Source organism: Streptococcus sp. HMSC068F04, assembly GCF_001837455.1.
Lineage (GTDB): Bacteria > Bacillota > Bacilli > Lactobacillales > Streptococcaceae > Streptococcus > Streptococcus salivarius_D.
In genome coordinates, this window is sequence record NZ_KV832483.1 from 1 (window position 1) to 17,425 (window position 17,425).

The 17,425-nt window shown below is 42.3% G+C and carries 17 protein-coding genes and 2 pseudogenes; 6 read left to right on the top strand and 13 right to left on the bottom strand.

Going from position 1 to position 17,425, the window contains the following annotated elements; genetic code table 11:
- Positions 1 to 124 precede the first annotated feature (124 nt).
- Positions 125 to 760 carry an HAD hydrolase-like protein gene (locus HMPREF2571_RS04675; RefSeq protein ID WP_013990570.1) on the top strand — a complete coding sequence of 212 codons (636 nt, stop codon included), beginning with the start codon at positions 125 to 127 and terminating at the stop codon, positions 758 to 760.
- A gap of 62 nt (positions 761 to 822) precedes the next feature.
- Here HMPREF2571_RS04675 and HMPREF2571_RS04680 read toward each other — a convergent pair whose 3' ends face one another.
- The 3 genes from HMPREF2571_RS04680 to HMPREF2571_RS04690 form a co-directional block, all read right to left on the bottom strand.
- On the bottom strand, positions 823 to 1,587 hold the full coding sequence (locus HMPREF2571_RS04680; protein ID WP_013990569.1) for a nucleoside phosphorylase: 765 nt from the start codon (positions 1,585 to 1,587) through the stop codon (positions 823 to 825).
- Between the two features lie 230 nt (positions 1,588 to 1,817).
- Positions 1,818 to 2,678: an alpha/beta hydrolase gene (locus tag HMPREF2571_RS04685; protein WP_013990568.1), complete on the bottom strand. Its 861-nt coding sequence runs from the start codon at positions 2,676 to 2,678 to the stop codon at positions 1,818 to 1,820.
- Between the two features lie 84 nt (positions 2,679 to 2,762).
- Positions 2,763 to 3,734: an alpha/beta hydrolase gene (locus tag HMPREF2571_RS04690; RefSeq protein WP_070847294.1), complete on the bottom strand. Its 972-nt coding sequence runs from the start codon at positions 3,732 to 3,734 to the stop codon at positions 2,763 to 2,765.
- A gap of 114 nt (positions 3,735 to 3,848) precedes the next feature.
- Here HMPREF2571_RS04690 and HMPREF2571_RS04695 point away from each other — a divergent pair, with 114 nt between their 5' ends.
- Complete coding sequence (locus HMPREF2571_RS04695; protein ID WP_070847297.1) at positions 3,849 to 4,712, top strand: LysR family transcriptional regulator; 864 nt, start codon at positions 3,849 to 3,851, stop codon at positions 4,710 to 4,712.
- A gap of 171 nt (positions 4,713 to 4,883) precedes the next feature.
- On the opposite strand, the pseudogene HMPREF2571_RS04700 reads toward HMPREF2571_RS04695, so the two are convergent.
- From HMPREF2571_RS04700 to HMPREF2571_RS04710, 3 genes and pseudogenes are all read right to left on the bottom strand, one after another.
- Positions 4,884 to 5,920 (bottom strand): annotated as a pseudogene (locus HMPREF2571_RS04700) (zinc-binding dehydrogenase).
- Between the two features lie 96 nt (positions 5,921 to 6,016).
- On the bottom strand, positions 6,017 to 7,111 hold the full coding sequence (hemH, locus tag HMPREF2571_RS04705) for a ferrochelatase (protein WP_045001710.1): 1,095 nt from the start codon (positions 7,109 to 7,111) through the stop codon (positions 6,017 to 6,019).
- A gap of 112 nt (positions 7,112 to 7,223) precedes the next feature.
- Positions 7,224 to 8,126: a cation diffusion facilitator family transporter gene (locus HMPREF2571_RS04710; RefSeq protein ID WP_004182475.1), complete on the bottom strand. Its 903-nt coding sequence runs from the start codon at positions 8,124 to 8,126 to the stop codon at positions 7,224 to 7,226.
- 132 nt (positions 8,127 to 8,258) lie between these two features.
- Between HMPREF2571_RS04710 and HMPREF2571_RS04715 the strand changes: the two genes are divergently transcribed.
- The 3 genes from HMPREF2571_RS04715 to HMPREF2571_RS04725 are packed head-to-tail and all read left to right on the top strand — an operon-like array spanning position 8,259 to position 9,683.
- Entirely contained in the window at positions 8,259 to 8,798 is a 540-nt protein-coding gene (locus HMPREF2571_RS04715) for a TetR/AcrR family transcriptional regulator (protein WP_256314897.1), read from the top strand.
- A 31-nt stretch (positions 8,799 to 8,829) separates the two neighbouring features.
- Complete coding sequence (locus tag HMPREF2571_RS04720) at positions 8,830 to 9,300, top strand: HXXEE domain-containing protein (protein ID WP_070847301.1); 471 nt, start codon at positions 8,830 to 8,832, stop codon at positions 9,298 to 9,300.
- A 35-nt stretch (positions 9,301 to 9,335) separates the two neighbouring features.
- Positions 9,336 to 9,683 (top strand): hypothetical protein, encoded by a 348-nt coding sequence (locus HMPREF2571_RS04725; RefSeq protein WP_013990562.1) that lies wholly within the window; start codon positions 9,336 to 9,338, stop codon positions 9,681 to 9,683.
- 591 nt (positions 9,684 to 10,274) lie between these two features.
- Here HMPREF2571_RS04725 and HMPREF2571_RS04730 read toward each other — a convergent pair.
- Genes HMPREF2571_RS04730 through HMPREF2571_RS04740 form a run of 3 tightly spaced genes read right to left on the bottom strand, consistent with a single transcriptional unit; the run spans position 10,275 to position 13,540 of the window.
- Positions 10,275 to 11,165, bottom strand: coding sequence for a PfkB family carbohydrate kinase (locus HMPREF2571_RS04730; protein WP_013990561.1), 891 nt, complete (start codon positions 11,163 to 11,165; stop codon positions 10,275 to 10,277).
- On the bottom strand, positions 11,166 to 12,524 hold the full coding sequence (locus HMPREF2571_RS04735; protein WP_013990560.1) for a purine-cytosine permease family protein: 1,359 nt from the start codon (positions 12,522 to 12,524) through the stop codon (positions 11,166 to 11,168).
- A 5-nt stretch (positions 12,525 to 12,529) separates the two neighbouring features.
- Positions 12,530 to 13,540, bottom strand: a complete 1,011-nt coding sequence (locus HMPREF2571_RS04740; protein ID WP_013990559.1) for an ADP-ribosylglycohydrolase family protein — start codon at positions 13,538 to 13,540, stop codon at positions 12,530 to 12,532.
- Between the two features lie 137 nt (positions 13,541 to 13,677).
- Between HMPREF2571_RS04740 and HMPREF2571_RS10815 the strand changes: the two are divergent.
- Positions 13,678 to 14,025: pseudogene (locus HMPREF2571_RS10815) on the top strand (restriction endonuclease subunit S); the annotation flags it as partial.
- Positions 14,026 to 14,146: 121 nt separating this feature from the next.
- Here HMPREF2571_RS10815 and HMPREF2571_RS04750 read toward each other — a convergent pair.
- The 4 genes from HMPREF2571_RS04750 to HMPREF2571_RS04765 are packed head-to-tail and all read right to left on the bottom strand — an operon-like array spanning position 14,147 to position 17,139.
- Positions 14,147 to 14,947, bottom strand: coding sequence for an energy-coupling factor ABC transporter ATP-binding protein (locus tag HMPREF2571_RS04750; protein ID WP_004182469.1), 801 nt, complete (start codon positions 14,945 to 14,947; stop codon positions 14,147 to 14,149).
- The gene (locus tag HMPREF2571_RS04755; RefSeq protein ID WP_004182468.1) at positions 14,934 to 15,770 is read right to left on the bottom strand and encodes an ABC transporter ATP-binding protein; all 837 of its coding nucleotides are present in this window, start codon (positions 15,768 to 15,770) and stop codon (positions 14,934 to 14,936) included. Before HMPREF2571_RS04755 ends, HMPREF2571_RS04750 begins: the two co-directional genes overlap by 14 nt.
- Entirely contained in the window at positions 15,746 to 16,537 is a 792-nt protein-coding gene (locus HMPREF2571_RS04760; protein ID WP_004182467.1) for an energy-coupling factor transporter transmembrane component T, read from the bottom strand. The genes HMPREF2571_RS04755 and HMPREF2571_RS04760 overlap by 25 nt, the downstream gene beginning before the upstream one ends.
- Complete coding sequence (locus HMPREF2571_RS04765) at positions 16,537 to 17,139, bottom strand: membrane protein (RefSeq protein WP_002884905.1); 603 nt, start codon at positions 17,137 to 17,139, stop codon at positions 16,537 to 16,539. The genes HMPREF2571_RS04760 and HMPREF2571_RS04765 overlap by 1 nt, the downstream gene beginning before the upstream one ends.
- Positions 17,140 to 17,425: the final 286 nt, after the last annotated feature.

Consider the following 17,425-nt stretch of genomic DNA (forward strand, 5'->3'; position numbering starts at 1 on the left):
ACCACCCGTTAGACGGGTGGTTATGATTTGGTAGGATTATATTTTATACGCCTAGCTATTTTAATCTGATTATTTCCCACCTATCATGTTATAATAAACCAACGACACTATATTGGAGAATTCTATGACACTCACACACTTTTTTTTCGACCTTGATGGTACTCTAGTTGATAGTTCTGAGGGAATCCACAATGGTTTTGTTCAAACCTTTGAAAGACTAGGTCTTCCTGTTCCTAGTGATCAGAAAATTCGCACCTTTATGGGACCACCTCTCGAAGTAACCTTTAAAGAAGAGGTTAGTGAAGAAGGTGCAGCCCAAGCTGTCAAAATTTATCGTGACTATTATGAGACTAAAGGACAATTGGAGGCTCACCTCTATGATGGCATAAAAGAAATCCTTCAACAACTTAGTCAAGATCCTAGCAAAAAAATCTTTATCACAACTTCAAAAAATGAACCTATTGCTCTGGAGATGTGCAAACACCTTGGAATTACTGAATATTTTGATGGCATTTATGGATCCACTCCTACTGCCTTTCATAAGGCTGATGTCTTGCTGCGTGCCATCACTGAAAATCAGGCACCTAAAGACCAGTCCGTCATTGTTGGTGATACCAAGTTTGACTTGATTGGTGGAAAAACGGTTGGCATCAAAACAATAGCGGTGACCTGGGGATTTGGGAAAAACGAAACTCTTTTGGCAGAAAATCCTGATTTTATAGCTGATACCACCCAAGAACTTTGCGATATTTTGAAATAATAATTTAACAGACGAAAAGGGCACGATTATATAGTCATGCTCTTTTTTCTATTGAATCAAAATTACATCTGAACAATGATATCTAGACAAAGCTCCAAAGCCTTATCAAAAGCCTCTGAGCCCCAATCTCGTTGATCGTAATTGTCAATATCCGCAAGGGAATCTGCCGTAAAGAGAAGTAAGCCCCAAATAGCTCCACGAAGTTGAGCAACTGCTGCTAGTGCTGCACATTCCATCTCTACAACGCTACAACCCTCTTCAATACGATAGGAAATCTTGTCTGGTGTCTCCCTATAAAAGCCATCTGTCGACCAGGTCATGACCTCTTTATAAGGGATTTTCTTTTGCTTTAACGTTTTTTCAATAGCATCAAGAGCTTGTTCATTCATGTCTATATAGCGTGATGGCGCAACATAGTGGTAACTTGCACCTTCATCTCGCAAAGCTCTTGTCGGAATCAAAAAAACATTCTCTGGCATGTCTACCAAGACGCCACAAGTTCCAGTTGATATGATTTGCTCGACGCCATAACCAATTAGCCAATCCATAAATTGTGCAGCTGCAGCTGAGCCAACTGGGGCTTGAGCCAAGCAAATCTTCTTCCCGTTGTAAGTCATCACATAGACAGGATCGGTTTTGGTGGCGGAGACAAATTCGCCAACTTTTTCAGCGCCAACTGATATCGCATAGCGTTCTACTTCTTCCTCTAAAAAGCCGTAAACACACCTAGGCGGCAGGTCCAAACCTAAATCATCATGGGTCGGCATAATCACTGCCTGAGGATTGTCGTCAAATTCTAAAATAGGAATTTCATGTTTGTTTATCATCTTTTGCCTCCTAAGTTTTAAGAATTATTATATCAAAATCTATTTTCTGAATATATGTATAATATTACTTATTGTAAGCGTTTTCATTCCGCTATCTTTATCTTAACATTCTTTACATGAAATGTCAGATGAAATTGGATTCGTTCTTTTACTTCTCTGCCAACCCAATCATTGTATTAAAAAATTTCTAGTAGACAGCCTCTACTAGAAATTTTTGTATTCTTATCAATTCACTTCCCCCACAAGAAAGCAATCAAAGGCTTATCAACCAAGGCTGTTTCATGGAGTTTACTATGTTGACCGTTAGGGACTGTGATTTCCTTTTCTTGGTAGGATTTGACTTGAGCTTTAAGCAGGTAGCCCAAAGATTGACTAGACAAATTGGTCACGCGCTCATCACTCCCTTTACCTGTATTGCCATAGATATTAAGAATTTCAACCTGACCTTGAGGGTAGTGATTTCCAAGAGACAAGAGCTCTTGATAGGACTCTCTCATGCTAGATGGTTTTCCTTCGTCATCTAGGGTGATATTTTCCGGTTCATCTATACCGATGATTCCGTTAAAGTGACCAGCAATATCCACTTGTTTGACCAATTTAGGTAGACTCGTATCACTGCCATGTTGGAGCATATAGTAGACGATGGTCACATTCCCGTATGAGTGAGCAACCATATTCATCTCCTTAATTCCATAAGTATCTTGGAGAGCTTTGACAACAGCGTAGGCATAGTTGCCCTGATCCTGAGTGCTAGCTCCTCGATTATTGTCAAAATTGACTAGGACAATCGGATTGACAGCATCTTTAGGAATGGTTCCTTTTAGAGTGACTGTCCCATCCTCAGCTACCTTAGCTTCGATAATAGTCTGAGTAACGCCAGCTTTTTTAGCCGCATTAGCCATATGTCTTTCTGCACGACTGCTCGAACCCCAACCATGAAAAAAGATGGTCGGACTGCTTGATTGGATATATGTTTTTCTTGCTTCTACTTTTACGGCCTGCGCTAGGTTTTGGTGAATATAATACCAACTGCCTGCACAAATAAGGGCAAGCATTGCTAAAAGACTGAAAAGTAACGTTTTTTTCTTCATAAATACCTTTCTGATTGGCTTTTTGTAGGAGTTAGATGATCCTAAACTCTTTAATTAGCAAAGCTGTTTACGAACTCATTCATCTTACATATTTTCCCTGATGAAGCGATCCATCTCTTCAAATGGAATCACATCCAACTGGTCGTAAAGGTCTGTGTGACTAGCCCCTTCAATCGGAATCATTTTTTTATTATCGCCTGTGAGTTTTTCAAAAGCATCTTTTCCCATGTAATAGGAATGCGCTTTGTCACCTTGAATTACGAGTACAGCATTTCGAATTTCATCTGTGTAATAGAGGAAACGGGTATTTGCAAAGCTTGTATTGCTCTGAACAGCCCAACCATCGTTAGAATTGAGACTGCGCGCATGGTAACCACGAGGTTGTTTGTAATAATCAAAATAATCTTTCACAAAGTATGGAGCATCTTCTGGCAAAACATCAGGCACCCCACCTGCTAGTTGCATTTGACCTGTTCGGGCATCCAAGGTCCGTTGATTGGCGAGTGCCAGTCGTGCTTGGTAACGAGCTTCTTCATTATCCTGATTATCAAAGTAGCCATTTCCTGCAATACGAGACATGTCATACATGGTTGATACGACAGTCACCTTGATACGAGGATCAATGGCAGCTGCATTCAGGGCAATACCGCCCCAACCACAGATACCGATAATCCCAATACGCTCAGCATCCACCTGGTCATGAGTCGCTAGGTAGTCGACAGCCGCTTGGTAGTCTTCTGTATTCACATCCGGTGAGTTGATATAACGTGGGAAACCACCTGATTCACCCGTATAAGAAGGATCAAAAGCAATCGCTAGATAGCTACGTTTCGCCATTTCCTGAGCATAAAGGCCAGAAGATTGTTCCTTCACCGCTCCAAAGGGACCAGACACTGCGAGAGCTGGTAGTTTTCCAGTCACCCCTTTTGGTTGATAAAGATCTGCTACTAGAGTGATGCCAAAGTGATTGGTAAAGGTAACCTTTTTATATTCGACTTCTTCGCTGAGTTTAAAAGTCTTATCCCATTCTTGTGTGAAATTCATTGTTTCAGTCATTTTTTTCTCTTTTCTTTATTGATAAGTCTATTATAGCTCTTCTGAGTAATATACCCCAATATCTATTTTCTATAACTACTATGCCTAAAAGGCATGCTGTGTTATACTAGAGCTATGGATATTCGGATTTTACATTACTTTGTCACCATCGCTCAGGAGAAAAATATCACTCGCGCTGCTGAACGCTTGCTCATTACCCAGCCAACCCTATCTCGACAGCTCAAAGAGTTGGAAGAAGAATTAGGTGTTTCATTGTTTCATCGAGCCAATCGTGAGATGACACTAACAGAAGATGGTCAGTATCTTTATAATCGGGCACAAGAAATTTTACAATTAGTCAGTAAAACAGAGGAAAATCTGACCCGAAAAGGTGAGATTGGAGGAGACCTTCATATAGGTACAGCTGAAACAGCTAGTTTCGATCTTGTAGCGGATGCCTGTCGCAGTTTGCTAGAAATCTACCCTCAAATACGTCTCAACTTTTACGACGATAACGCCGATAGTCTTTATGAGAAGCTGGACAAAGGAACTCTTGATTTCGCACTTATATTCACACATACTGTCCCAGCGAAATACAAGATGATTCAACTTCCTAGAAAAGACCAGTGGGGTGTTTTGGTCCCTAAGAATCATCCCTTGACAAATCTCGAACAAGTCACAGTAGAGGAAATTGTGAGCTATCCGCTCATTGTCTCTAATCAATCCGACATTGACAAATCAGCCTTTGCCAACTATGACTATAAGGTAGTTGCTACTTATAATCTTCTCTATACCGCAAGTCGTCTGGTTCAAGCAGGTCTTGGCATCGCTCTGTGTCTTGACGGAATTGTGGATCATCCTGAACTGGTTTTTCTCCCCTGTACTAACCAAGGTGACGAAGGTTTCTATCTTATCTGGAAAGACAGACACGATCAAACCGCTACAGAGAAAGCCTTTCTAGAAGAAATTGAAGCGCAACTTTATGAAATGGAAAATTAATCTCACCTCTATCGAAGCAAGCATCAAACCTTATCCCAGCCCTCGTAATCCCTACGAGAGGCTTTTTTATCTTTTGTTTTAGAAATTCTATTGTCTTCTTTACAGCATAAAAAGGCTTAGAAATACAACCAACTATTGCATCTCCAAACCTTTGATAGAACTAGAACTGACCTAGTCAAGTACAATCATAGCCTTAATAGTCTTACGTTCATCCATAGCCTTATAAGCTTGGTCGATATCTTCCAGTTTATAGCTTGAAGTAAAGACACGACCCGGATTGATATCACCGTCAAGAACAGCTTTTAACAAAACTTGTTTATCATAAGTAGTAACTGAGGCTGCTCCACCCGCCACAGAAATATTTTGGGCAAAGGTTGAACCAAGGGCACGGTTATTGTAATGAGGAACGCCGACAAATCCCATGCGTCCTCCATTATGGAGGACTCCGAGAGCTTGGTCGACGGCTGCTTCTGTACCGACACATTCGAGAGCTGCATCTGCTCCGCCTCCAAGGATTTCACGGACCTTGGCAATGCCTTCTTCACCACGCTCAGCCACAACAGCTGACGCACCTGACTCCAAGGCCATCTGTTGACGGTCTTCGTGGCGACTCATGAGGACGATTTGCGATGCACCACGCATTTTAGCTGCGATAACCGCACATTGACCAACAGCCCCATCCCCGATAACGACAACCTTGTCACCCTTTTGCACATTAGCCACACGCGCCGCATGGTAACCGGTCGGCATAACATCAGCAAGAGTCAAAAGTGACTTAAGCATGCCTTCGCTGTAATCTGAAGGTTGACCTGGAATTTTCACAAGTGCCCAATTAGCAAAATGGAAACGGATATACTCAGCCTGGACGCCACCAGACCAGTTGTTGCCGATATGGCGGTCACAAGTCCCATCATAACCGGCACGACAGGCATCACACTCTCCACAACCGTGTGTGAAAGGCGCGATGACAAAGTCTCCTGGCTTAACCGTTGTAATGGACTCACCGATTCTTCGACGATTCCGATAGCCTCATGACCACTATTTCTGTGCCCCTCTTCAATGTCTGGATTACGGTAACTCCAGAGGTCGGAACCACAAACGCAAGTACGGACAACACGAATAATGGCATCATCTGGCGCCTCAATTTGCGGACGGTCAATTTCTGCCAGACCAACCTGATCAGCTTTAGTATAAATTGCTGATTTCATATATCTACCTCTATTTCTTTAGTTACTGTTAGTATACACTTTTAATTAAGCTCTGGCTCAAATCAAGCCATCCAAATCACTTTCAAACAATAGCAACTAATCATATTTTTTCCCATACTTCTTTTCTAGCATTTTCTTAATCAAATAGGGCATTTTGACATTTTCGCGGCCTTTCTTGGCAATTAACTTCTTCACAAAATCTGGCATTTGGATATCATTCTCTTCTTCCAAAATCTGACTCGTACTTGATGGAGCTTCTAACTCATCAAAGGTCTCCAGCTGAGGTTGATAGTCACTATAGTCACCGTCTATATGAGACTGAATTGTCGAAAGAAGTGCCTTGATTAAACGAGGATCGCTATTTGGCATAGGAGGTCTGTGATAGGCTACACCTAGCTCTTGGCAAAGCTCCTTACATTCCACATCATTGTCAAAAAGAACCTCAATATGCTCACTAATAAAGGCAATCGGAACAAAAATATAGTGGTCAGGATGCTCCTTCTCATTACGAAGGTATTCTAAGACATCCGGCTTAATCCAAGGAATACCAATATCACTCTCACTCTGCCAAGTATTGGTGTACTGCTCCTCTTCAAGCCCTAAAATCTCCGCAATCAAGCGACTATTGTCATAAATCTGGTCGATATAGGGGTCACCAAAATCCAGTGCCAAAACTGGGACACTGTGAGCTGAAAAAATCACCTTATAGCTATCGTCTCCAATCTGATCTAAAATCTTTTGGATCTCATCAGCCCAATAGTGAAGTAGAGAAGGTTCCCGGTACCAATCCTTGATAATTTGGAACTTAATTTGATTACTTTCTAAAAATTTTTCATAGCCCATAACAGAATAGTATGAATAATGGGGCTCTAGGATCAAACACAAACACTCTTCAATTCCGTCATTCTCCATCTCTTTAATCGCATCTATGATGAAAGGTCGGGAAAATTTATTTGCAAAGTAGACCGACACTTGTTCTCCAAGAGCGGAAGCAACCAAGTCAACTTCTTTCTTTGTTATCCTTTGGAGCGGCGTTCCACCGATTCGTAGGTAATGGTCATATAAGGTCTGAATTTCATGTGGTTCGGGACGAACTCCACGTCGTATATTTGTGAAAAATTCTGCTACTCCTTCATAGGTAATCTCTTCTGGGGACCCAAAAGTCATCATCAATACAGCTCTTTTACTCATAATTACTCCTTGTTCCACGTTTGTTCTATTTTATCATGAAAAGGCTTACTTTAGTTAACTAAGTATCAAAAAAAACCCTAGAGACAAACTCTAAGAGTTTAAATAACGTTTCTTAATGATGGTGACCATGTCTATGATTTTGACCCACTTCCCACTCCTCTATATTGCGCTTGTGGGCACGGTGGGTCGCTAGGTCTTCATCAACCTCAATGGTAACGTTTTGAAAGCCACAGTCTTTAAGCAAGGTGCGGATAGACTCTTTACAGACTTCCATGTGGTTGACATGCTCTAGACAAACATGGACAATGGCGTTCTTTTCCAAACCATCCATGGTCCAGAGATTAAGCTGATTGATACTAGCCACATGGTCCAACTGCTCCAAATCACTCTTCACTTGCTGGATATCTACTCCTTCTGGCACGGCATCCAGGAAAATCCTGAGCGTGCTCCAAAAACGTGGAATGGCTTTGGACAGAATAAAGATGGAAATGGCAAGAGATAAGAGCGGATCCAGGATATACCAGTCGGTAAATCGAAGAACAATGGCCATTAGGATGACAGCCAACCAACCCAAGGTATCTTCTAGAAAATGCAGGCTGAGAATAGATTCATTCTTGGTTTGCCCTTTGCGAATGACGAGGCTCGCTAGCACATTGATGCTGACTGCAATGATTCCAAGCCAGAGAATGCCCTCATCGTTGACAGGTTGTGGATGAAAGAGTTTCGTTATATTTTCCAAAATAACTAAAACGGAGCCTGTCATGAGAATCACAGCCGTTACCATGGCCCCTAAAAGGCTAAAGCGCTTGTAGCCCAAGGTATAGTGGCTGTCTTCTTCACGATTGGAAATACTCTCCAAAAAGGCGGAGATCCCAATAGCAATCGCATCACCCAAGTCATGGACCGAATCCGCAAGGACCGCACTGGACCCAAAAATTCCTCCTGCAATAAACTCAACAATGGCATAACTCAAATTCAAGAAAAAAGCTACCCAGACCGCATGTTTTGTCTTCATAATCCTAAATCCTCTGGTATAATAGATTCATGAACATCATGTTCATTATCATTATCTAACATTCACAACAGAAAGGATAGGGGCAAACCGTTTAGTGTGTACGTTACTGAACAGTTTGTTCAAATTGTCCATATGACTGCTCAGGATCGTCGTATTACTAAGACTCGAAAAGCTATCTATAGTGCTTTTTTACAGTTACTCAACCAAAAAGGCTATGAAACCATAACGGTTCAAGAAATCATTGACTTAGCCGATGTGGGGCGCTCGACCTTTTACAGCCATTACGAGAGTAAGGAATTATTGCTAGATGAACTCTGTCAAAAGCTCTTTCACCATCTCTTTGAGCGTGCTGAACACCTCTCACCACAAGACTACCTGGCCCATATCTTTCAGCATTTCAAGAAAAATCAAGATCATGTGACCAGTCTCTTGCTCTCTAAAAACGATTATTTTATACGGCAACTAAGAAAGGAGCTGGAACATGACGTCTACCCAATGGTAGCTGAGGAACTCATTCAATCGCACCCCAAAATTCCCCACTCCTATCTCAAGCACTTGGTCGTTAGCCACTTCATCGAAACCCTAAGCTGGTGGTTAAAAAAAGGCAAATCCTATAGCCAACAAGAGGTGATCCGGTTTTATTTGGAGATACTTAATGCTAACTCTAAATGAATCGCATTTCATCTAGAAAGGACGACATTTAATGTCCGTTATTCAATTTTATTTTCTCTTTCCAGCCTTATTCATGCTTCACGAACTGGAAGAAATTATATGGATGCCATCCTTTGTCAAAAAATTATCAGCACAGTTTCCAGATAATCGAATCCTTTCTTATTACACGCCTCTTGCTTTCAACTCTATTGTCTTGGAGCAATTTCTTATCCTACTTTTATCACTTTTTCTTAGTTACTGGTTTAACAACTATACTATTTACACAACCATTGTAATTGCTTATATCTACCATGTTTTCGGACATCTGATTCAGACAATTGTCCTTCGAAATTATGTGCCTGGATTATTAACGGGCATTCTAACGAGTTGGTTTTCTCTATACTATCTCAACCCTAACATTCCCATCCAACTCTTTGGATACTCTCTTTTTACCTTATTGGTTATCGTTTTAAATCTTGTAGTATCATTTATGATTCTTAATAAAATCAATCATAAAAAATAGCACTCAGGCAATCATATCATAGAAAGGAAACGTCCATGTCACTTTATCTCATCTTTAGCATCATCACAGTATTCTTAGCCCTTGCTTTTGTCCTGCTTCATCTTGTTGCTGCACTATCAGCTATTCTAAAAGGCAAAAAAAGCTTAGGAATCGTATTTATTATTGTTGGTGCCATTACTTGTATCTCGGCCCTTCTCCTTGTTATGGTTAATCGTACCTTAGCATTTTATATATGGCTATTTGCTAGCTCGACAATTTGCGGGGGCGCTCTCCTGAATGGTCTAAATAACCAAAAATTCAACAAATCACACCACCAAATTCGTTTTGTGATTGACTTGATTATTACTTTTTTGCTATATGTTTGGCTATACCTATTCCAATAACATGTGATGCTCACTTCTATAAATACAATACAAAAAGGCCTAGAGTTCCAATCTAGGTCTTTTTGCATTGTATACTAAACCCCAAGCACTACCATGCTCACTAATAGTCGTGGGCAAAACCATCGATTTTTGTCATTAGAATCTCCTTGGGGGTCAGAATTTAAAAAGTATCTTTCCTTGACGGCCTGGTTCTTCTTGAGCTGTCAAGGCTTTTTTATAGTCTTCAATCGAAAATATAGCTGATGGTTCTGGTAGGACTAGCTGACCATTCCCTATCCATTCAAATAAGTGATCAAAATAGTTCAGCCACTCAGTCCTATTGACCTTAGCTAAAGTATGTCTTAGGTGAAAAACTTCTGCAGATATGGGGAATTGACTACAGATAAAAGGCCAGTCAACTTGTTTCCCAGATAAGACACCAATGGTTCGAAAGAGCCCTTATCTCTTTTTTTACTTAAAGCCTTGATAGACTTGACAAATGGTAGAAAAGAGCCACTGAAATCAAGGTATTAATGGGAATAACAGCCTAAGATATTTGGAGTTCAGAGAGGGCGCGTTTGATTTTCAAACTTCGCAACAGAATCTATTATTCTATTGCTTATTCAACAAGGTCCCACTATCTTGACCAACAACAAGAGCCGCCAGCTCATTGCCCTGCTGAACGGCCTCTGGCAAGCTCATATTCTGACTTAGACCAGCCAGAAAACCACCGCAGAACGTATCACCAGCTCCAAGCGTATTAACAACCTTGACTTTGGCCGAACGGACCATCTCAAAATGATGCTTCCCTGCATAAAGATAAGCCCCTTCTTCACCTAAGGTCAGAACAATTGGTGCGTGAGTTTTAACAAAGATTTCCTGACACTTCATCTCCAAGCTGCTTACTCCCGGAAACAGATATCTAGTTTCGTCTTCATTGCAGTGAATCATAACGTGATTGTCATACAATCTCTGAAGGGTCTTTTGAGAAATATACTCAATTCTTGGTGAAGCATCAAATAACACCTGAGAATCAGAATTTCGTTTATCCAACGCATCCAGGATGACTCCCGCAACCTTATCATCTTCCATTTCATAACCACTAATATAAAAAGAATCATAATTAGAAATGTCGATATTCTCGAACCAATCAGGCTGCCAGAGCTGTTCAATGCCGTTAACAGTCAAAAAGCTCCTCTCACCATCCGGCTCCACAAATGAAATATCCCAGCCATTATCTGCACCATTAACTTTTAGAAGAGGTCGAATACCCATCTTAGCCATATCCTCCGATACCAAGTCCGCGTATTGGCCTTCCCCAACTGGCACAAATAAATCAGCATCTTGCCCCGCATATTTAATCGCGCCATATACATTAAAGGCTGATCCACCTACGATATTTGCCCGTAGATGACCACTAATATCTTCACCAGTCGTTGGTAGCTTTGGAACGTCCATTAACACATCAACAAAGGCCGCTCCAATCACTAATGTTTTACTCATTTATGCCCCCTTCTTATTTGGAACGGCAACCTTCCACAACAACATGCAAATAATCGCGATAATTGCGGAGACAAAGACTCCTAAACTATTATTCCTAAAGATACCATGAGCAAATGGCCCATTCCAAATTGCGTTGTTTGTGAACAAGAATCCAGTAGTTGTAGCCAAGATCCAAGAAATAATTCCCCGCCAATTGAAATGTGTCTTTGAATCATTTTCAAGCAGAGCGACATCATAACTTTGTGATCTGAACATAACACTATCACATAAGAAAATTGCCACCCAACTTGCTAGACAAATGCCCAGGAAATTTAAGAAGAGCTCAAAATTACTGAGAAAGTTTCCAGAAATAAACAATACATAAATCGGAATTGCCAAAACGATGGCCCCATGAATCATTAATGAGGTTCGTTGAGTGACGTTAATTCCAATTGTCGCCAAATTAATGCGTGCAGATCGAAAAGAAATAATACATTGCGGAATGAGTCCGCCAGCTGCAACTAAGAAATAAATTGGCCCGATCCAAGTTGGTAAAGCAGAATACATGACGCCAAACGGATCACCAGTAGTTGCCAATGAGGGTTCAATCGTACTGAGCATTACTCCTCCGGCCATTAAGACAAACAAAGGAACGGCTCCGCCCATTGTAGTGTTCCAAAAAGTAGCAGACGGCTTTGTCTTTTTGGTCACATAGGCTCCCCAGTCGGCAGCAGCCATCGACCATGAAATACCAGATCCGGCAGCAACGATGCTCACAGCAGGAAGGACCCCAGTAATCCAACTTCCCGATGGTAGACTAAAAGCTTCCTGCCATTTGGCTTTTAAGAGGAACAACACGAGAATCAGCACAGTTAAAATTCCAAATATCCAACTCAACCAGGTTTGTATTTTAGCGAGGGTATCTTCTTTTAACAAACCGGATAGAACAACTAGCCCACCAAAAATCACCAGGGCGACCGCTGTGGTAACTGAAGACTTTTCAACATTGATAATACTGAATAGTGATACCAACAACAATGTTCCCGTAATGACATTAACGGCAAGCCAGCCAACCATGTTAAACCAGGCAATCGCATTAGGAATTTTATTGCCATGCGTGCCATAGGCCGCCCGACTCAATTTAAAAGTTGTGACCCCTTCTTTTTGACCAATCATTGCGACCCAACCAGGGACCGCGAAGGACAGCGCACCAACAAGTGACGCAATAATAGCTTGAAAAAATGATAAATGATAACTGACGATCATGGCACCAAACACAAAGCCCATGATACCGATATTGGCTGCGAACCAGTTGTAAAAGAGTTTGCCAGCAGTCAACGTTTTCTCCGAATCTGGAATCTTGATAATATTGTCATCCATGAATATCACCCCTTTTGGTTAATGTGGAACTGTAAAATTTTATCCGCGTACTCATTGAAGTCATGCTCGGGATTTTGCTGATCGATTAAGTTAACCCACTCCACAGGAATGGAAGATTGACCATTCTTGGCGCCACAAATTGCGGTTGCCATCGCACCAATGGTGTCAGTATCACCACCAAGGTTGGCGCACATTAAGGCGCATTTTTGAACATCGCGACAATAATAAGCGATTGAAACCGCAGCGGGGATGCTTTCAGAAATCATTGTTCCTGTGCCGATCAAGTCGTAAATATGCTGACTAAATTTGCCGTCATCATCCTTATATTTATGAGCAATCTCAATTCCTAACTGCAAACGATCATGTGTCTTGGCTGCCCATGTGGGGGCACCTAATTTGAAACCAGCATCATTGGCTCTTAAGGCAAAATCGATTATGTCGTCCCAATTCTGATCGGCCATAGATGCCGTAACGGCTCCAGCAATCATTGACGCTCCACTGATTGAAACATCGCTGGAATGTGTGATCTTTGTAATATCAAAGACCATTTGGACAAGTTTTGAAAGTTGATTGGGCTCAAATAAAGCACCAATTGGTGAGATTCTCATTCCTGCACCGTTAGTCAGTGCCTGATCCGTAATCGGGCGAGGGTCTTGGCCGGCTTTGATGGCCGACAATGCAGCCTTACTACTTGGTCCAAGGATGTTGTTCTCCCAAGCACCGACTGATTCTGCCCATGCCATAATATGCTTCACCAAGATCTCTGAATTGGGTTGCCAGTTGTTTTCGATTAGTCCGTCCAATATAGCTAGTGCCTGATTGGTGTCATCGGTGTATTGGCCTTTTTTAAAGTTTTTGGCGATATCGTTATTGTCAGGGCCATCAAGAAAAGTAGTAATTTTTCCACCAAATTGATCTCGAATATTCTCGACTGGCCATAATTCCGATGGCATTCCTATTGCATCACCGATGGCTTGGCCGTATAGGACGCCGAGGATTTTGTCTTTGCTGCGCATGTTTGCACCTCTCTTTCTGAATTTTGTATTTTAAAAAAAAGTACTTTCTACTTATATTGATAATATAACTTATCTGTTACGGAATGTCTTGTGATTGGGGCTTTTTGTTAAACTTTTTATCCTTAAGTAGATACGCTTGGGAAGAGCGTAAGTTAGGAGAATTATCTAATATTGTTGGTGGTGGAACACAAAGTACATCGAACCCTGAATACTGGGACGGTGATATTGATTGGTATGCACCAGCTGAAATTGGAGAACAAAGTTATGTTAGTAAAAGTAAAAAGACTATTACTGAACTAGGTCTAAAGAAGAGTTAAGCTCGAATTTTACCAGTAGGAACCGTCTTATTTACTTCTCGTGCTGGTATCGGAAACACCGCTATATTAGCCAAAGAAGATACAACTAATCAAGTGTTTCAATCAATTGCTCCTGATCAAAATAAATTTGATAGTTATTTTATTTTTTCAAGAACTAATGAGCTAAAGTGATCTGAGGAAGCACCCGATGATCATGAAACGTTATTAAACACAAAAGTCACCCATGTGAGTTCTTGCCAGAAGCTGAAGTTAATCCTTCAACCTGGAAAACCCGCAGAGGTGACTTTTTCTATACATCTCGATTTTTCTGGCAATAATCATTAACCGATAAATATGTCTGTGAATCACCCAGCGACTCCGCTATGTCCATAATCCGCGGTGGTAGTAATCCCACTCGCTGGACAAGTTCGTGATCGCTGAACAATTCCCGTGGACTGCCAGCGAAGCCAAACTTCCCGTGTTCCATAACATACACCGACTCAAACTCGGCGGCGACCCAATCCATGTCATGGGTGATGGTCACAACTTGGTGGCCCGAATCAGCCAACTGATGGAAAATTTCGGTCAACTTGCGCCGGCTTTCCCAATCAAGCGACATCATCGGCTCATCAAATAAATAAATCGCCGGATCCACTGCCAAAACTGTGGCAACGCTCAACAGCTTGCGTTCCGACAATGACAGGTCATATGGACTTTCAGCTGTTTTATCATCCAAGCCAACTCTTTTTAGAGCCGCTAAAGCCCGCCTCGTAATCGTGTCGTGGTCATCCATGACCTGCGCGACACTCCACTCCACCTCTCGTTGAACGGTCGGGTTGAAAAGCTGATCGTCAGGATTCTGAAAAGTAATCCCAACCTTCAGTAACTTTTCGACTGGTTTAAGATCATTAAAATTTTCTCCATCGATCTTAATCACACCGGTTTGTGGTGTCAGCAAGCCCGTCAACAATTTGAAGAGCGTTGATTTGCCGGCACCATTTTGGCCGACAATCGCCACCATTGGATCGGCGAAGTGTTTGTCTTCAACATCCAAGCTAAAGGACCGTTCCGGATAAGTGAACGTCAGGTTGTTCAGTTCAATTATGGGCATAACGAACCTCCTTCAGATCAGCATCATTCACCGGATACCGGCCATCAGCCAAGTGCCAATCCATTTTTTGAGCAAGTTGCTGGATTGTCGGGGCTGGAATCTGCCAGTCATCTGACAAATGATTAAACACCTCACCCGGCCTACCCTGGGCTACCATTTGACCCTCGTGCAGCACCCACACAACGTCGGCGACTTCGCACAAATCGTCAATTTCACTGGTGACAATGAAGACAGTCGTCGCTTTGACTTGGGCCAGCCATTGGAAAAATTGTCGGCGGCCAAGGGGATCCATCTGACTGGTCGGATCATCCATAATCAAAACAGCCGGGTTAGCCGCAATTGCCGTGGCAATTGCCAACCGCTGGCTCTGACCACCGGAAAGGCTCTCGGGACGCAAATTCAACTGTTCAATCAGCCCCATTTGCGTGGCAACTTCTTCAACCCGTTTTTGAATCAGTCCTTCAGCCATTCCCTGATTAATCAAGTCAAAGGCGATTTCATCGGCAACCGTGTCTGCCAACCCGCTTAGTTGGCCAGCTGGATTTTGCAGTACAACTCCATTCATGGCATTATAAACGGGCCAATTGTCGGACACTCGCTGGCCAAACATGTGCCAGTCGCCCTCAATCTCAGCAGACACAATTTTGGGAATGACCCCTGCTAGCACATGGCACAAAGTCGATTTGCCGGAGTGGCTATTCCCGATAATCCCAACCACCTGGCCGGTATGAACCTCCGCGTTAATCTGACGCAGTTGTGGTTGCTCAGTACCCGGATAACGGGTAGTCAAATTTTCAATTACAATCCGTTTATCTTCGTCCATATCTTCCACCCAATCAATAAAATTGCCAATCCAGTCAGACCAATGTGCAGCGTCCGCGACAGGCGATACACGCGCTGGGAGGTTCTGACAGTCCGGTTGAGATTATCAAAACCTCTCAGTTGGAGAGAAATCGACCGCGTCATCGATTGATCCAAGGTCTTAATCACCAATGGAATTAGAACCGGCAGGACTGACTTTAATTTCTGAATCAACGTTTTTTGCGGATTGGTTCCGCGAACTTTTTGAGCCTGCTGGATTTTCCGCATATTTCGCATCATTTCCGGTAAAATATAACACACCGACATCAGAACGTAGACGGTTTTATAAGACAATCCGGACAGTTCCAAATAGGCCGCGTTTTCTGAAATACTCGTGGTCACCATAAAAAAGCCACTGGTCAAAATAATCACCAATACTCGACAACCCAGAGTGGTGGCGTAAATCAGGCCTTCTTTGTAGAACGACACCCCAAGCACAGAAAACAGCACAGTTTGATTCCGACTGTAAAATAACCCCTGGATGATCAGCATGGTGCAAATCAGAAACAGGCTGAATCCCAGCGCCTTAAAGATGGTAGAACTCAATTTGGAAAATAACAATAGCAGTGTTGCGACAAGAATTAATCCGGCCTGAAGCAATAAATTCATACTGGCAAAGCTCAACAACGTCATGTCCAAGATGAACAAGAGCTTAGTAATCGGATCGATCACCTGGTACCACTTGAGCTTGACCCGTGGCGCTCCAGAAATCAATGTTTGATCAGTCATCATTTATCACCGCTAAAGAAGTGCACCATCCGCTTCGGCAGCTGACGATAGATGAAGAATGCCAGGTAGGCCACGCAGACTTTATCCAAAATATCCAAGACAAACTCATCGGTAAATGAGGCCAGCCACACCGGTGCATGATTGGCGACCATTACCGCAAACAATGAGTCACCCCAAGCGATACCGGTCTGACCACCCCAAAAGATGACGTTGAGTGGCGTTGAAATGACAGCTGAAACGAAGGCAATAATAATAGCAGAAACAAATACTCGTCGCGCTGACGAGAACCACCCATTGGCGTGCAAAACTCCGACAGCAATCCCAATTCCGATGCTGGTAATCGCATACACGGTTGAAATTGGCGATAAGGTCAGCCCATAGATCACGTTGTTGATGAAACCACTGATGGCACCGGCAACCGGCCCAGCCAACATGCTGGCAAGAAAGGTTCCCAAAGACCCCAGCCAAACGGGTAACTTTAACCCCTCCGCCAAGGCTTTGGCAACATAGTTAATCCCCACGGCAGCGGGAATCAAAGTCATGGTGGCAGCACTTAACTTAAATTTCCACATACTAGTACGATGAATCGGTTCTGTTTTCATAATCTTCTCCTTTTGTTTTTAAAGAGCCGTGTCAGGAATGACTTTCGGACGCAACGCTCTATAGAATAGTTATTAGAACCATATAGTCACTTTACCATACCATCCGTAGTCGACATGAGTTAATATAGTAAAATTACTATTTTTAAAAGTTCATAGTCTTATAATACGCTTATTTTCAAAATTGTCAAGTCTTTTCTGAAAATTCTTTAAAAAATGTTGTGAAATTTAAAATGCCTAGCTGAGCTAGACATCTTTCGACTGAGATTTTGTTTTCATTACTGTCACT

Coding starts and splice junctions, on each gene's coding strand:
- HMPREF2571_RS04750 (WP_004182469.1), bottom strand. CDS start 14,947: ATGCCCATAATTGAACTGAACAACCTGACGTTCACTTATCCGGAACGG.
- HMPREF2571_RS04710 (WP_004182475.1), bottom strand. CDS start 8,126: ATGAAGACAAAACATGCGGTCTGGGTAGCTTTTTTCTTGAATTTGAGT.
- HMPREF2571_RS04720 (WP_070847301.1), top strand. CDS start 8,830: ATGTCCGTTATTCAATTTTATTTTCTCTTTCCAGCCTTATTCATGCTT.
- HMPREF2571_RS04690 (WP_070847294.1), bottom strand. CDS start 3,734: ATGACTGAAACAATGAATTTCACACAAGAATGGGATAAGACTTTTAAA.
- HMPREF2571_RS04730 (WP_013990561.1), bottom strand. CDS start 11,165: ATGAGTAAAACATTAGTGATTGGAGCGGCCTTTGTTGATGTGTTAATG.
- HMPREF2571_RS04735 (WP_013990560.1), bottom strand. CDS start 12,524: ATGGATGACAATATTATCAAGATTCCAGATTCGGAGAAAACGTTGACT.
- HMPREF2571_RS04765 (WP_002884905.1), bottom strand. CDS start 17,139: ATGAAAACAGAACCGATTCATCGTACTAGTATGTGGAAATTTAAGTTA.
- HMPREF2571_RS04685 (WP_013990568.1), bottom strand. CDS start 2,678: ATGAAGAAAAAAACGTTACTTTTCAGTCTTTTAGCAATGCTTGCCCTT.
- HMPREF2571_RS04740 (WP_013990559.1), bottom strand. CDS start 13,540: ATGCGCAGCAAAGACAAAATCCTCGGCGTCCTATACGGCCAAGCCATC.
- HMPREF2571_RS04715 (WP_256314897.1), top strand. CDS start 8,259: ATGACTGCTCAGGATCGTCGTATTACTAAGACTCGAAAAGCTATCTAT.
- HMPREF2571_RS04725 (WP_013990562.1), top strand. CDS start 9,336: ATGTCACTTTATCTCATCTTTAGCATCATCACAGTATTCTTAGCCCTT.
- HMPREF2571_RS04695 (WP_070847297.1), top strand. CDS start 3,849: ATGGATATTCGGATTTTACATTACTTTGTCACCATCGCTCAGGAGAAA.
- HMPREF2571_RS04680 (WP_013990569.1), bottom strand. CDS start 1,587: ATGATAAACAAACATGAAATTCCTATTTTAGAATTTGACGACAATCCT.
- HMPREF2571_RS04760 (WP_004182467.1), bottom strand. CDS start 16,537: ATGACTGATCAAACATTGATTTCTGGAGCGCCACGGGTCAAGCTCAAG.
- HMPREF2571_RS04755 (WP_004182468.1), bottom strand. CDS start 15,770: ATGGACGAAGATAAACGGATTGTAATTGAAAATTTGACTACCCGTTAT.
- HMPREF2571_RS04675 (WP_013990570.1), top strand. CDS start 125: ATGACACTCACACACTTTTTTTTCGACCTTGATGGTACTCTAGTTGAT.
- hemH (WP_045001710.1), bottom strand. CDS start 7,111: ATGAGTAAAAGAGCTGTATTGATGATGACTTTTGGGTCCCCAGAAGAG.